General features: G+C 60.7%; 13 protein-coding genes and 2 pseudogenes. 10 read left to right on the forward strand and 5 right to left on the reverse strand.

Annotated elements, in window-relative coordinates; translation table 11 throughout:
* Positions 1–2: 2 nt before the first annotated feature.
* From PSH84_RS16050 to PSH84_RS29030, 3 genes and pseudogenes are all read right to left on the reverse strand, one after another.
* A complete protein-coding gene (locus PSH84_RS16050; RefSeq protein ID WP_305481364.1) occupies positions 3–503 on the reverse strand; it encodes a hypothetical protein in 501 nt (166 codons plus the stop codon).
* A 152-nt stretch (positions 504–655) separates the two neighbouring features.
* Positions 656–1411: a methyl-accepting chemotaxis protein gene (locus tag PSH84_RS29025; protein WP_439653601.1), complete on the reverse strand. Its 756-nt coding sequence runs from the start codon at positions 1409–1411 to the stop codon at positions 656–658.
* A gap of 150 nt (positions 1412–1561) precedes the next feature.
* Positions 1562–2797: pseudogene (locus tag PSH84_RS29030) on the reverse strand (methyl-accepting chemotaxis protein); the annotation flags it as partial.
* A gap of 237 nt (positions 2798–3034) precedes the next feature.
* Between PSH84_RS29030 and feaR the strand changes: the two are divergent.
* Together feaR and PSH84_RS16065 are read left to right on the forward strand one after the other, a co-directional pair.
* Positions 3035–3934, forward strand: coding sequence for a transcriptional regulator FeaR (gene feaR, locus PSH84_RS16060; RefSeq protein WP_122568267.1), 900 nt, complete (start codon positions 3035–3037; stop codon positions 3932–3934).
* Between the two features lie 213 nt (positions 3935–4147).
* Positions 4148–4612, forward strand: coding sequence for a nuclear transport factor 2 family protein (locus PSH84_RS16065; RefSeq protein WP_122568268.1), 465 nt, complete (start codon positions 4148–4150; stop codon positions 4610–4612).
* 140 nt (positions 4613–4752) lie between these two features.
* On the opposite strand, the gene PSH84_RS16070 is transcribed toward PSH84_RS16065, so the two are convergent.
* Entirely contained in the window at positions 4753–6237 is a 1485-nt protein-coding gene (locus tag PSH84_RS16070; protein ID WP_305470555.1) for an aldehyde dehydrogenase family protein, read from the reverse strand.
* A 139-nt stretch (positions 6238–6376) separates the two neighbouring features.
* The gene (locus PSH84_RS16075; protein ID WP_305470556.1) at positions 6377–6853 is read right to left on the reverse strand and encodes a MarR family winged helix-turn-helix transcriptional regulator; all 477 of its coding nucleotides are present in this window, start codon (positions 6851–6853) and stop codon (positions 6377–6379) included.
* A gap of 204 nt (positions 6854–7057) precedes the next feature.
* On the opposite strand from PSH84_RS16075, the gene PSH84_RS16080 reads away from it, so the two are divergent.
* From PSH84_RS16080 to PSH84_RS16115, 8 genes and pseudogenes are all read left to right on the forward strand, one after another.
* A complete protein-coding gene (locus PSH84_RS16080) occupies positions 7058–8182 on the forward strand; it encodes an amidase (protein WP_305481365.1) in 1125 nt (374 codons plus the stop codon).
* Between the two features lie 7 nt (positions 8183–8189).
* On the forward strand, positions 8190–8720 hold the full coding sequence (locus tag PSH84_RS16085; protein ID WP_305471180.1) for a nuclear transport factor 2 family protein: 531 nt from the start codon (positions 8190–8192) through the stop codon (positions 8718–8720).
* 93 nt (positions 8721–8813) lie between these two features.
* A complete protein-coding gene (locus PSH84_RS16090) occupies positions 8814–9437 on the forward strand; it encodes an NIPSNAP family protein (protein ID WP_305470558.1) in 624 nt (207 codons plus the stop codon).
* Positions 9438–9913: 476 nt separating this feature from the next.
* Positions 9914–11087, forward strand: a pseudogene (iacA, locus tag PSH84_RS16095) (indole-3-acetate monooxygenase).
* A gap of 16 nt (positions 11088–11103) precedes the next feature.
* The gene (locus PSH84_RS16100) at positions 11104–11466 is read left to right on the forward strand and encodes an IacB protein (protein ID WP_122568274.1); all 363 of its coding nucleotides are present in this window, start codon (positions 11104–11106) and stop codon (positions 11464–11466) included.
* A gap of 19 nt (positions 11467–11485) precedes the next feature.
* Entirely contained in the window at positions 11486–12760 is a 1275-nt protein-coding gene (locus tag PSH84_RS16105) for an aromatic ring-hydroxylating oxygenase subunit alpha (RefSeq protein ID WP_122568275.1), read from the forward strand.
* A 15-nt stretch (positions 12761–12775) separates the two neighbouring features.
* Entirely contained in the window at positions 12776–13252 is a 477-nt protein-coding gene (locus PSH84_RS16110; RefSeq protein WP_122568276.1) for an aromatic-ring-hydroxylating dioxygenase subunit beta, read from the forward strand.
* Positions 13253–13263: 11 nt separating this feature from the next.
* Entirely contained in the window at positions 13264–14004 is a 741-nt protein-coding gene (locus PSH84_RS16115; protein WP_122568277.1) for an SDR family NAD(P)-dependent oxidoreductase, read from the forward strand.
* Positions 14005–14011 lie beyond the last annotated feature (7 nt).

Consider the following 14011-nt stretch of genomic DNA (forward strand, 5'->3'; position numbering starts at 1 on the left):
CGCTACTCAGCGCGCACCAGGGTGTTGCGCTGAGCCTCGACGAACGCCGCCAGGCGTTCGCTGGCGGTGGCGTAATCATCCTTGTCGGCCAGGGTGAAGGCTTCAACCTGAACCTTCTCCTGGCGTAATACGTACTGATAGAAATCCTCATGCCGTGCAGGTACCTGCGCGGCATCGGCACGTAGCTCCTGATAGTACTCCCCGGTTGCCTGCGCCATGGTCGTGATCATGCGCTTGGGTGCCAGCCAGTAGTACAACGCCGCTGAATGGCCTTTGAGCCACGCGCTGAAACGGTTCGGTTCCACACCCAATTGTGCGGTCGGCGCTGCATAGACTTCCTCGTTCAACGCCTCCAGTGCTTGATAGCTGCTCCAGAACTGTACGGCCGCTTGTGGCTGATCCCGCCCCAGAATGGCCCCGATGGCGTAGCGCGCCGTGGCTCGGTTGGTGATTTCCTTCTGCATCAGTGCCACAAAGGCGTTTTCATCGACATCTGAATTCATATTTGTCTCGGCAAGTACAGGTGTGCACGTCAGCGATAACGTCAGCAAAGCGGTCTTGAACATAGGTGCATCCTGGGTGGATAGAAAAAGGCAGCTGCCAGTGCGTACGCGTACAGCACCTGAATGAGTGAAAGCTTCTGCTTGGTCTGCGCTCAGGTCTTGAACTTCTGCACCAGTGCCTGTTGCTCAGTGGCCAGTTCGTTCAGTTGCTGACTGATGCTCGCGGAGCGTTCGGCCTGGGTCGACAGCGAGGCCGTGACATCACGCACCGCTACGACGTTGCGGTTGATCTCTTCGGCGACGCTGCTCTGTTCTTCCGTGGCGCAGGCGATCTGCACGTTCATGTCGGTGATGACGCTGACCGCCTGGCGAATCTGTTCCAGCGCTTCAAGGGCCAGGCGCGCCTCGACGGCGTTACGCTGGGCCAGGTCATGGCTCTGCTGCATCGCCGCCGTCACATCGTGGGTACCGCTGTGCAGGTTTTCGACCACGGCACCGATCTCTTCGACTGACGCCTGAGTGCGCTGGGCCAGGCTACGGACTTCATCGGCCACTACCGCAAAGCCACGACCGGCATCACCGGCCCGCGCGGCTTCAATGGCGGCATTGAGGGCGAGCAGATTGGTCTGTCGGGCAATCGAGAGGATGACCTCCATGACTGTGCCGATCTGTTGACTGCTCGACGATAACGCTTGCAGACGCACCATGCCGTTGCTCATGCCTGTGGCCAGCGACTGGATGCCTTGGGCGGTGTTTTCGATCACGCGCACCCCATTGCTGGTGGCCTGGTCGGCATGCCGCGCGGCATCCGCTGCCTGCGCGGCGCTCTGGGCGGCATCCTGCGAAGTCGCTGACATCTCGTGCAGAGCGGTTGCCATTTGTTCGAACTCGCGAATCTGCTGCTGCATGCCGGCATGTGTGAGGCTGGCGACCTGGGCCGACTGATTGGCCGTCTCGCGAGCGTTGTGTACGGCTCCCTGCACTGTGGCGATCACCGGTTGCAATTGATCCAGAAACCGATCGAAGGCGTTGCACAGTCGGCCCAGCTCATCCTTGGCCGGGTACGCCAGACGTCGCGTGAGGTCACCTTCGCCATCGGCGATATCCTCGAGCAGTCGAGCCACCCGCAGCAGGGGGCGGGTTACGCTGCGGGCCGTCAGCCACATCATGGCGACGCCCAGTATTGCCGCGGCAATGCCCAGGGCGAGTTCAAGCAGCAGGCTGCTTACCCGCTGCGCGTACATCCGGTCCTTCAAGGTGACCACCGGGGCGGCCAGCACCTCTTTTGCAACGGTGACCACCACGCCCCACGGTGTTGCATCGGCAAAGGGACGAATCGGCACGATCACGCTGATTCGTTGGTCGTTTTCAAGGGTTCGAACCTGTGCCTCGTGCATGGTCTTGAGCACATCCGTGGCCTGGGCGGGAAGCGTTGCCTGCAATGGCTTGCCCAGTTGCTCCGGGTGAAGGCTGTCACCGGCCACCAAGCCTGCCGCACTGATAATCGAAATGCCGCCCTGGCCGTCATAGAGAGTGGCGCTCGCTTTTTGAGCATCCCGTTGCAGAGTCTCCAGGCTGATGTCCAGACCCATTACCGCCACGACTTTGCCGTTTTCAATCAGTGGCAAGGCAATCGTGGTGACCAGCCGCGCCGGTGCGCTCGAATTGTCGACGTAGGGGTCGAGCAGGCAGGCTTTGGCGTGGTCGCGGGCGCAGGTGTAGAACGTATTGAACGGCGCGCCGCTGGGGCCTGGAGAGGTATCGGCCAGGAGCTTTTCATCGCCCGGGACCATTTCCAGTTTTCCGGACGAGGGCTGTAGCCAGTACATCGAGAAGCGCCCGCTGTCGTTGCTGGCCAGCGCTTGCTGACCGATGAACTCTGCATCGCGCCCATCCAATGCATCGGGTTCGAAGACAACGAACAGGCCCAGCAATTCAGGGCGCTCGGTAATTGCCTGATGCAGCACCTGCGCCAGGTCCTGCCTCAAGGCGCGGGACGCTGCTGGGTCCTTGTCGGCGCGGTCGCGCAGATGCATCACCTGGCGACTGAGACCTTGACCGAACTCGTAGGCCCGGCTGAACCCTTGTTGAATAGCCAGGGCCTGAGACTGACCTTGGGCCTGCAAGTTGTTCTGGGCCGCCGTAAGCAACAGTTGGCCGGATGCGTCGACGATCAAGTCCTCACTGGTCTGGCGTTGCCCAAGGGACAGCCCCACGACCAGTGCCACCACTGTAGCCAGGCAGACGCTGGCCAGCAGGGCGATCTTGTTTTGAATGCTCAATGCGAGGCTCATAGTGTGTTCGATTCCGCGGCGCGTGATTGACACCACAGGCTAGCGGGCTTGGGTTGCAAACCAAATGGGCTGGCACCCTGGCACAAAGGCTTGGCGTTGACAGACAAATAATGCCCCTTCAATTGTTTTATTCACGAGTTGGCGCGCTCTGTGCTTGCTCCTTTAAAATGCTGTTTTTTGTTACCGAAATCACGTGAAAATCGCACTAAGTTTGGGCAAGCCCCGGAGAAAATATCTATGAGTGGTCAAGCGTTGTCGGCATGGAACGAAAGTGTACGCGCGGCCTGCGGCCGTTTCGAAACGCGCTATGACCATTGCCAGAGCCTTTTCATTGGGGAAATCAAACACACGCAGGTAGGCAGCACGGCTGTCGCCCACATTCGTAGCAATGCCAATGTGATTGCCAAATCAGTTCGGGTAGGTGCGCGCGATTCGTCGGATAGGTGTTTCCTTGTGTTACAACAACAAGGCTCGATGGCCATTGAGCTGGGGGATCGGGTCGTTGACCTGCGAGCAGGTGACCTCGCTTTGCTCGATTTTTCCGACTCGGTGAAAATGACACCCCAAGGGTTGTTTTCCCATGTGTCGATTCCTCTGCCGCGTGAGTTGTTCAAAGGCCTGGACCGTACCCGTTTCGGCAAGCTGTCGACCACGGGTGTCTGTGGCCAACTGCTTGGCACGCTGGTGCGTCAGGTCGCTGGAGGCGAGCTGGCTCACTGGTCTTGCCCGCAGGATGGCGAGGGCGTGCAGGGGGCGTTGGTGGCCTTGCTTGAGTCGGTGCTGGAGTACCGGGCGAGCGACCATTCGCCGGGATGGCAGTTGCATGAAGTGCAATCGGTCATCCAGCAAAGGCTTGACTCACCGCGGCTGTCGCCAGCGTCGCTGTCCGAAGAGCTGGGTATTTCCAGCCGCCAGCTCTACAGGCTGTTCGAGGCGAGTGGCGATAGTGTTTGCCGTTACATCCTGCGCGAGAGGCTTTTGAAAGCAGCGCAGGATCTTCGTGACCCCGTTTGCGCGCATCGCTCAATCACCGATATCGGCAGCTATTGGGGGTTCGCCGACTCGGCGCATTTTTCCAAGACCTTCAAGAAGCAGATGGGCCTTACACCGAGTACCTACAGAAGCCTGGGGCACTGACCTTGGGTTCAGCGAGCCGTGCGATGTGATTGTCTTTGTGTCGCATCCGCACGGCTTTTTGTTGGCCGCGATTTGAGCGCGACTGGCAATGATTTGCAAAATGCCGTCCAGCACGACCAATCAATCGGCGCCCATCTGCTTCAGGATTTCTGTGTGCCAGTTACAACCTGGCCTACAGCGATCTGAGCCATTCAATCTTGAAACGGGTGCCCCATGAACAAAAAAGTGTCGTCCTCCCTTGTGCTTCTGGCTGCTCTGGCCTGTGGTTTTCCTCGCGCACATGCGCAGTCGCCCACACCGCTGCACACAATCATCGAGAGCAAACTCGACGGCATTGCCGCCAGCTGGCCGAAGAAAGATGCCAAGGCAGTTGTCGAGCAGGTCTACACCGAGCAGACCCAGATCACCGGCGAAGGTGTCCCGGAACTCTATCAGGGTAGGGCACAGCTTACCGGTCTGGTTCAGCATCTGATGGAGGGGTCGAAGAGTACCGTCATCCATCTCAACCGGTTGGTACAACTCAACGATGAGTCAGCCTACACCTGGGTGACCTGGGACGTGACGCCAGTGGGCAACGAATCTCCCTTCAAGATGAAGAGCCTGTTTGTCTGGAAAAAAGAGCATGGCAATTGGTTCATCGTCGCGGACATGTTCGCCAACGGTGCAATCGCTCAGTAACAGAAAGTGTACTGGCGCGCACAACCGTCCGAAAGCAGTTAGGTGGTGACAAGCTCAATGTGTATAGCGCGGTACTGATCTCGACCAGGTTCTGATCTTGTCAGTCCGCGCTTTGCGAACGGCGTCGCTATCGATGTTGTTTAGTAGCGAATGATCACGGATTTCAGTTCGGTGTAATCGTCGATAAATGCACTGCCGAATTCACGACCAATGCCCGAAGCCTTCATCCCGCCAAACGGCACGCTAGGGTCGACGAACGTGTGCATGTTGACCCACACCGTGCCCGCCTCGATCCGTGGGATCAAGCGCAAGGCCTTGGACAGGTCGTTGGTCCAGAGACTCGCCGTGAGGCCGAACGGGCTGTCGTTCATCAGTGTGACCAGTTCTTCTTCATCGTCGAACGCCAGCACGCACACCACCGGGCCGAAGGTTTCCTCGTGCAGCAGCGGATCGTCCTTGCCAGTGGCTACGATCAGTGTCGGTTCCACGTAGTAACCGGCGCGGTCCACGGCGCGTGCGCCGCACACCACCTGGTTGCCCTGCAGGGCGCGGTCGAAAAAGCCGAGGATTTTGTCGAAGTGCGGTTTGTTTGACAGCGGGCCGAACTGGGCGTGTTCATCCAGGGGCGAACCGATGACCATCTGCGACAGCATTGCTGAAATCTTCTGCGTCACTTGCTCGACGATGGAGCGGTGCACGAACAAGCGCTCGGGCGATGCGCACACCTGGCCCTGGTGCACATAGGCCGACTGCACGAAGCGCGCCACGGCGTCATCGACATTGGCGTCGGCCAGCAGCGCAGCGGCGTTCTTGCCGCCCAGTTCCAGGGTAACTCGGGTCAGGTCGGCGGCCATGGCGGCCTTGCCCACGGCTATGCCGGTGGGCACTGAACCGGTGAACGACACCTTGCGCACGCCAGGGTGTTCGATCAACTGCTGGCCGACCTGGCCACGGCCGTTGACCACGTTGATCACGCCAGCCGGAATTCCGGCCTCGATTGCCAGCTCCGCCAGGCGCAGCAAGGACAGGGGGGTGTATTCGCTGGGTTTGAGCACCACGGTGCAGCCGGTGGTCAGTGCGGCGCCCAGTTTCCATACGCCGATCATCAACGAGAAGTTCCACGGCACGATGGCCGCCACCACACCCACGGGTTCGCGCAGGGTATAGGCGCTGTATTGCTCGCCGTCCATGGAGGGAAACGACGGGCTCATGGTCTGGCCGCCGATCTTGGTCGCCCAGCCGGCGAAGTAACGCAGGAACACCGCGCTCTGGCCCACTTCGATATGGCGCGACAAGTTGATCGACTTGCCAGAACTCATGGTTTCCAATTGCGCCAGTTCTTCGCCATGGGTTTCGATCAGGTCGGCCAGGCGATTGAGCAGGACACCGCGCTGGTAAGGTGTGACGCGCGCCCAGGCGCCCTTGAAGGCAATGCCTGCGCTGTCGACGGCCAGGTTTACATCCTCGGCTTGGGCGTCACGCAGATGGGCGACCGTCTCGCCGGTGCCGGGGTCGATGACGCCGATGCGCTGGGTGGATGCGCTGGTGCGCACCGCGCCGTCGATGAAGTTGGAATGGTCGCGGGCCAGGAAGGCAGCGACTGAAGGCAATAAGGCAATGTGCATGGCGGCGCTCCAATGAGGGGGTTGTCGCGCCCGAAGGGCGCTCGAAAGACCTCTGCATTAAAAGCGGATGCACGTTTGCCTGCTTGTGCGAGTCTGCCTGGAACTTGGATATGCCTGACAGTCCCTGCCAGCGCCTGGCTCAAGGTTCGCCGAGGTTATCGAACATCGTTTTGAGCAAGCGGCTCAGGCGTTGGATCTGCGCTTCAGTCATGCCGGTGAAGCTGCGTTTGAACACGTCACTGGTCGCCACCTGGATGCGTTCGATCGCCGCGCGGCCCTCGGTGGTGATCCGGACCTGGGTGACCCGGCCGTCGCCCTCGCAGGGCGCGGTATCCACCAGGCCGTCTTCCTTCATGCGATAGACCGTCCTGGTGATGGTCGACAGCTTGGCGATCGCGTGGGTGGAGATCTCGGAAATGCTCGACTGGCCGTTCTCCTTGAGGATCAGCAGCACGCGCCAACGCGGGATATCCAGGCCGATTTTCTTCAACGCCTTTTCCATGTACTGGCTGTAGCGGCCATGCACCATGGCCAGCCAGTAGTACGGGAAGTCTTCCTTGTGAAAGTTTTCGCTGCCGGGGTCGTAGCGATTTGCGGTTTTTTTTGCAGAAGTCATGGTGTGCTCAGCTCAGGGGAGGCGGCCAATAATAGACTTTTCTTGTGATTTCGGCGCGATTATTCAGGCATTGAGGGTGCGGGTGAAGGTCGCATGGTAGGGCTGAAATTTGATTGACAATTCACGTGATATTCGGTGAGTGTGAAAAAGGGAACGGCGCATCGGGCGTCTTGATTCCGCATTTGGCACTGAAGGTGACGTGACATGACCCTGGTGATTGAACAGCTTTCCCTTGGCGGCGATGGGCCGACCGTGATGGTCAAGGACACCATCGATATTGCCGGCCTGCCAACCCGTGCATCCAGCCAGGCGTTGGCTGACGCCGCACCGGCCACGGTCCATGCCGATGTGGTGCAGGCCCTGCTGGACAAGGGCTGCCGCCTGGTGGCGAAGACCAGCCTGCATGAACTGGCGTTCGGCACCACGGGGATCAATCACTGGACCGGTACCGCGCCGAACCCGCGTTTTCCCGGGCGTATTCCAGGGGGTTCCTCCAGCGGTTCGGCGGCGGCCGTGGCGGCTGGGCTGGCGGATTTTTCCCTGGGGACCGACACGGGGGGCTCGGTGCGCATCCCGGCGTGTTGCTGCGGAGTGTTCGGCTTTAAGCCGACGTTCGGTCGGGTCAGCCGTCGCGGGGTGATGCCGACGCACAGTAGCCTCGATTGCGTTGGCCCGTTTGCTGCGAGCCTGCCGATGCTGGTCACAGCCATGCTGGCGATCGACCCAACCTTCAAGCCTGTGTCGGTACCCAATACGCCGCGCCTGGGCATCGTGACGGTGCAGGCCAGCGCAGCGGTACAGCGTGTGATCGATGCGGCCATCGCCGGCAGTCGACTGCCCAGCGAAACCCTTGCATTGCCCAGCCTCAAGGCGGCCTATGACGCCGGCATGGTGGTGATTAACCGCGAGACCTTCGATGCCTGTGGGCACTTGCTGGAAACCGGCAAAGTGGGCGCCGACATCGCCGCTCGCCTGGCCGCTGCCGGCAACACCACGGCCGCGGCGCTGGCTCAGGCCGAGCAGGTGCGCGTGCAGTTCAGCGCCGAAGTCGACGCCGCATTGCAGCAGGTCGATGTGCTGGTGCTGCCGACCATGCCGGACTTGCCCTTGACCCTCGCCGACGCAGCCGACACCCAGGCGGTGTTGGGCATGACGGCCTTCGTGCGACCGTTCAACCTGTCGGGGCACCCGGCGTTGAGCATCCCGCTGGCCAGCGCCGAGGGCTTGCCGGTGGGCCTGCAACTGGTGGGGGCCAAGGACGCCGATGAACAGCTGCTGGCCATTGCCGGCCGTTTGCTTGAACGCCTGTACGCCAGCCACGAGGGGTGAGATGAGCATGAGCACGGTGATCCCACGCGCAGACCTGGAACAACGCCTGCGCCGTTTTGAAATCCAGGACAGCGCCCGCGCCTGCATGAACCGCTACATGGTACTGTGTGATGCACTCGACGCCCACACGCCGCTCGATGAGCTGGCTGGTCTGTTCACCCAGGATGCGATATGGGAGGGCAAGGGCGCCAAGTACACCAAGAGTTTCGGCGGTTACCGCGGGCGCGAAGCCATTGCGGCGATGTTTGCCGGCTACATGAAAACGCCGGCGCACTTTGCCCTCAACGTGCACTTCCTCACCAGCGAGCTGATCGAGGTGCAGGACGGCGCCGTCGTTGGTAGTTGGGTGATGTTGCAGACGTCCACCTTCGCCAGCGGCGCCTCCCATCTCAATGCGGCACGCCTGACGGTGCGCTTCGCCGAAGAAGATGGGCAGTGGCGAATGGCGCATTTCCAGACCGAGAACCTGTTCGGCCGCCCGGTACAGGCATGGAACAGCGACGCCGAGCTGCCGGTGCCCCAGCCTGCTGCACAGTGACCCGACGCGCTCACTGACAACCCCCCACCTTCCATTGTCTCGCGACTGCCGATAACGGCGGTCGCGCCGTGCGCATGATCTCTGGAGACCGCCGTGAAACTGTTCGAACTATTGACCTTTACCTTGCGTGTACGAACCGTGCCCGAAGCCTTGCCGCGTCTTGAGCAGAGTTTGCAAGAGGCGGGCGAGGGCGTTCATTTGATGGGCTGTTGGGTGTCGGAAATCGGTTCGCAGAATCGTATCGCGGTCCTGCGTGGGTTCGACGATGCCGAGTCTCGCGAACGCGAGCGCGAGCGGTATCTGCTAGCGGCCGATGGCTTCGGGATTGGTGCATTTGTGTTGGGCCAGCAAGTCGATGATTACAGCGCCTTTGCCTTTATCGAACCGTTGCCGCCCGGGGTTCATGGCCCGTTCTACGAGTTGCGTGAATACAACCTCGTACCCAGTGGGCTCGCGCCAACGCTGCAGGGTTGGGGCAAGGCCGTAGCGCGTCGCACCGGGGCGGATTATTCCCCGGTGTATGCCGCGCTCTATGCCACCAGCGGGCAGATTCCTCGCTACCTGCACATCTGGCCCTACAGCTCGCTGGAACAGCGTCTTGAAGTGCGCACCCGCGCCGTGGCCGACGGCGCCTGGCCGCCGGAAAACTCCGCGCCGCAGCTCTTGCAGATGCACTCCACGGTCTACCTGCCGGCGCCGTTCTCGCCGTTGCGCTGAAGGCATCTGTGGCTCGCCTGTATATCCAGTGTGGGAGCGGGCTTGCCTGTGATAGCGGAGTGTCAGTCGTCTTTCGATTTTGCGATAAGGATAGCTAAAAAATACAAATATTTTTTTATCATGAGGCTGTTTTCTTACTAGGTGAAAGTAGTAGTTATCTATATAAAACAATAAGATAGTCTAGTTTTTGTGTTTTTTTTCTTGTCTATTTATACGTGATTTTTGGTGTTTTTAAGTGTGATAAATCAATTGACAATTCACGTAAATTGGCTCAGATTCGCCTCAACGGCACCCACAAAAACAAAGGTAACCACCATGCCGATTCATCCCGCTCGCTCTGCCCGCGCAGTCGTCCTTCAGACCCAAGGCTCGTCAACTGCGTCAGCACCGCTCATTCGATCTGCCCGCTTTTCCATCCGAGCGCGGCACTGACTTTCAGCTCAGCCCCATACCGTTCCTGTCGACGGAGTAAATCTATGCATTCGCTAAAAAAACCAGCGGTAGATGTTGTGAGTTCGCTTGCCAGTGGCCCCACTTTTGAGGTGTTGCTTGACGAGGTGCGTGAGCGTGCCCGTGCTGGTGAGTTCGACCGTCAGCGCTACATCTCGCAGGATGTAATCGAAGCCTTCAAGCAGCACGGCATTTACCGGGCGCTGGTGCCCAAGCGCTTTGGTGGCCTGGAGTGTTCGCCCGCGGAGTTCTGTCAGGTGATCGAGCGCATCTCCCAGGCCGACGGTTCCGCCCGGCTGGGTCGCCAGTTTCGGCATGAGCCCGGTCTACCTGGCGGCACTGCCGCTTGAGAGCATCGCCAAGGTGTATGCCGACGGTCCCGACCTGGTGTTCGCCGGCGGCATCTTTCCGCCGCAACCGGCTGAAGTAGTCGATGGCGGTTTTGTGGTCAACGGTCGCTGGAAGTACTCCAGCGGTTCCCTGGGCGCGGACATCGTCGGTGTCGGCATCGCCCCGAAAAACGGCGATACCTTCGGCCTGCCACGTATCGCCGTGATGCCGCGCAGTGAGATCCGCATCGAAGAAACCTGGGACACCGTCGGTTTGCTCGGCACCGGCAGCCATGATCTGGTGGCCGAAAATGTACGGGTCGCCGAAGAGTGGACGTTCGTGCGCGGCGGCCTGCCGAACCTGGACGAGCCGTTCTTCCGCTACCCATCGCTGTCATTCGCCACTCAGGTGCTTTCGGTGGTCGGCCTTGGCGTAGCTCGCGCGGCACTCGACGCCCTGGCCGATATGGCCAGCGGACGTGTCTCGGTCACCGGGGCACCGGCGATTGCCGATCGGCCCTTGGCCCAGGTCGACATCGCCCGGGCGGAAGCCGGACTACGGGCCGCGCGGGCATTTTTCTACGAGTCCATCGACCGCGCCTGGGACTACGTACTGGCCGGCGATGCGGTGCCCGCGGCCGCGATCAACCTGCTTCGCCTCTCATCGACCCATGCCACCCGAGTAGCCGCGGATGTGGCGCGGACCGCGCAGATGCTCTCAGGCATGAGCGGCGTGTACAACGACAGCCCACTGGCGCGCTGCGTCAACGATGCACAGGTGGTGACCCAGCACGCATTCATGGGCGATATCACCTACCAGAACGCCGGAGCCATGTTCTTCGGCAAACAGCCTCTGCCTGGCTATCTCTAACCGTCGAGAAAGAAAAATGAGCGATAAAAAGATGTTGCGCGTGCTGTTCTGCATGGGCATCAACCAGAATTTTTTCGATGCCCCGCGCGATGAACAATTGCAGGTGTGGGCGGCGTTCAGCGCTATGTGGAACGGCATTCACGACCTCGCCGGGGTCAAGGTGCTGGGCAACATGGATGACGACCAGAGCATGGTCGGGCCGTCCGATGGCTTTCCGTGGACCACCTATCTGCTGGCCGACGTGCCGGACATCGAGACCGTGCATGCCGCGTGCAATCTGTTTCGCAGCACGCCGGTGGGCGACGGTCCTTACAAGCTCTGGCGCTACACCAAGGTTGAAGCCCGGGTTGGGCGCGAGCTGATCATTCAGCGTACTTGATGCCGACGAGGACACTCCCATGACCAAGCTGATTCCCGCTGTAAACCTCGCCGTCGATCCCGCCGACCTGGTGCAGGCCGACCGCGTCCACACGTCGATGTACACCGACGCGCAACTGTTCGACGCCGAGCTGGAGAAAATTTTCTACAGCACTTGGATCTGGGTGGCCCACGCCAGCGAGATCCCCGATAACGGCAGCTACAAGACCACCTACATCGGCAAGCAGCCGGTGATTGTGGTGCGTGATCGCAAGAAAGACGTGCACGTGCTGCTCAACCGTTGCCGCCATCGTGGCGCCACTGTGTGCGAACACAAGAAAGGCAAGACCAACAGTTTTGTTTGCCCATACCACGGCTGGGGCTACGCGTTGGACGGCTCGCTGCGCGGCATTCCGCACCCGGAAAGCTATGGCGACTGCATCGACAAGGCCGAGCTGCCGCTGGTCAGCCTGCGTACTGAAAGCTACGCCGGCATGATCTTCGCCACCTTCAAGGACGACATCGAGCCGTTGGAGGATTACCTCGGCGCGGCGAAGAAGTGGATGGACCTGTTCATGAAGCAGGGCGCCGGCTATGGCATCAAGGTTCCGGGGGAACATCGTTTCCGCTTCCCCGGTAACTGGAAGATCCAGCTGGAAAACACCACCGACGCCTACCACTTCCCGTTGGTGCACAAGAGTTTCCTGTCGTCGGTGGATGAGCAGACCATGGAGCTCTTCGACTTCGTCAAGGGCCCTGGCTACGTCGAGGACCTGGGCAACGGCCACAGCGTGATGGTGATGATTCCTGACCTGATCGACCTCGAAGCCGACCTGGACAAGCCGATCCCCGAGCGCTTCCAGGAGTTGGCGGCCGAATTGCGCGACGAAGGCATCGAGGAGCAACAGGTGCGCCGCATTGTGCGCGCGGTAGGCGGTACCGGCTTCAACCTCAATCTGTTTCCCAATGTAGCGTGCTCGATGGCGTTCTTCCGGGTGCTGCAACCGATCTCGGTGACCGAGACCGAAATCCACCATTCGGTGATCACCATGGACGGCGGTCCGGCCGTGGCCAACCGTTATCGCCTGCGCTTGCATGAGCACTTCCAGGGCCCGATGGGCTTCGGCACCCCGGATGATTCCGAGGCCTGGGAGCGTGTGCAGAAGGGTGCCAGCGCCGGTGAAGACCTGTGGATCATGCTCAACCGGGGCTTGCCCGGCGAGCAGGCGAGTGAAGACGGGCTGGTATCCGATGTGAGTGCCGAAACCGGCATGCGCGCCGGCTACCAGCAGTGGAAGAAGATGATGTCGGCCTGACCCGTGGAGAACCTTATGAACCTGCAATTGCTGCAAGAAGTGACCGCTTTCATCTGGCAGGAAGGCGACATGCTCGACCACGGTGAATACGACAGCTGGTTGAAGATGTGGACCGAAAAAGGCACCTACATCATTCCCATCGACCCCAGGGAAACCGACTTTGAGAACACCCTCAATTACGCCTACGACGACCATCATATGCGTGAGCTGCGGGTACAGCGTTTGATCGGTGGCGAGTCGATCTCCACCAGCCCGCAACCGCGCACGGTGCGCATGCAGTCGCGCTTCCGGGTGCTGAGCGATGACGGTCATTACGTCACCGTGCGCTGTGCGCAGAACGTGCGTGAGTTCCGCAAGGAAAGCCTGAAGTTCTACAGCGCCGACTTGACCTACGACCTGATCCGTTGTGAGCGCGGTTTCAAGATCCACCGCAAAGTGGTCAGCCTGATCAACAGTGACGATGCCCTCGCCGGTATCGGCTACATCCTTTAAGGAGCGCCGACATGAGCCAGATCGCATTGGTAACGGGGGCAGGGCAGGGCCTGGGGCAGCATTTCTGTGCCGGCCTGCTGCGGGCCGGGTATCGGGTGGTGGTCACCGACATCAAGCTTGAGGCCGCCCAGGCCTGCGCCACTCAGTTGGACCCCGGTGGTGAGCACACCCTCGCGCTGCAACTGGACGCAGGCTGCAAGGCTGATTTCGAAAACGGTCTGGCCCAGGTGCTGGAGCGCTTCGGCGCGCTGCACGTGGTGGTCAATAACGCCGCGGTGACCAAGACCACGCCGCTGATGCAGATCAGCCCCGAGGAGTTCGACGCCGTGGTGGGCCTGAACCTGCGCAGCGTGTTCTTGGGCTGCCAGGTGCTGGGTGCGTACATGGCCGAAACCGGCTACGGGCGCATCATCAACATGGCGTCCCTGGCCGGGCAGAACGGCGGCACCGCAACCGGCGCGCATTACGCCGCGAGCAAGGGCGGCATCGTGACGCTGACCAAAATCTTCGCCAAGGAATTTGCCGCACACGGGGTGACGGTGAACGCCATCGCCCCAGGGCCGATCGATTCGACGGCGGTGCGTGCGGCGATACCGCCGGAGCGTCTGGCGGGGCTGCTGGCGAATATTCCGGTGCAGCGCCTGGGCGATGCGGATTTTCTGGCTGACTTGATTGTGCAACTGGCGCGGCCCGAGGCCTATTTCACCACCGGGGCGACCTGGGACGTGAATGGCGGCCTGTTCATGCGCTGACTATTAC

The organism is Pseudomonas beijingensis, from assembly GCF_030687295.1.
Classification (GTDB): Bacteria; Pseudomonadota; Gammaproteobacteria; order Pseudomonadales; family Pseudomonadaceae; genus Aquipseudomonas; species Aquipseudomonas beijingensis.

Coding starts and splice junctions, on each gene's coding strand:
- PSH84_RS16050 (WP_305481364.1), bottom strand. CDS start 503: ATGAATTCAGATGTCGATGAAAACGCCTTTGTGGCACTGATGCAGAAG.
- PSH84_RS16075 (WP_305470556.1), bottom strand. CDS start 6,853: ATGACTTCTGCAAAAAAAACCGCAAATCGCTACGACCCCGGCAGCGAA.
- feaR (WP_122568267.1), top strand. CDS start 3,035: ATGAGTGGTCAAGCGTTGTCGGCATGGAACGAAAGTGTACGCGCGGCC.
- PSH84_RS16065 (WP_122568268.1), top strand. CDS start 4,148: ATGAACAAAAAAGTGTCGTCCTCCCTTGTGCTTCTGGCTGCTCTGGCC.
- PSH84_RS16085 (WP_305471180.1), top strand. CDS start 8,190: ATGAGCACGGTGATCCCACGCGCAGACCTGGAACAACGCCTGCGCCGT.
- PSH84_RS16115 (WP_122568277.1), top strand. CDS start 13,264: ATGAGCCAGATCGCATTGGTAACGGGGGCAGGGCAGGGCCTGGGGCAG.
- PSH84_RS16105 (WP_122568275.1), top strand. CDS start 11,486: ATGACCAAGCTGATTCCCGCTGTAAACCTCGCCGTCGATCCCGCCGAC.
- PSH84_RS16100 (WP_122568274.1), top strand. CDS start 11,104: ATGAGCGATAAAAAGATGTTGCGCGTGCTGTTCTGCATGGGCATCAAC.
- PSH84_RS16110 (WP_122568276.1), top strand. CDS start 12,776: ATGAACCTGCAATTGCTGCAAGAAGTGACCGCTTTCATCTGGCAGGAA.
- PSH84_RS16080 (WP_305481365.1), top strand. CDS start 7,058: ATGACCCTGGTGATTGAACAGCTTTCCCTTGGCGGCGATGGGCCGACC.
- PSH84_RS29025 (WP_439653601.1), bottom strand. CDS start 1,411: ATGCAGCAGCAGATTCGCGAGTTCGAACAAATGGCAACCGCTCTGCAC.
- PSH84_RS16070 (WP_305470555.1), bottom strand. CDS start 6,237: ATGCACATTGCCTTATTGCCTTCAGTCGCTGCCTTCCTGGCCCGCGAC.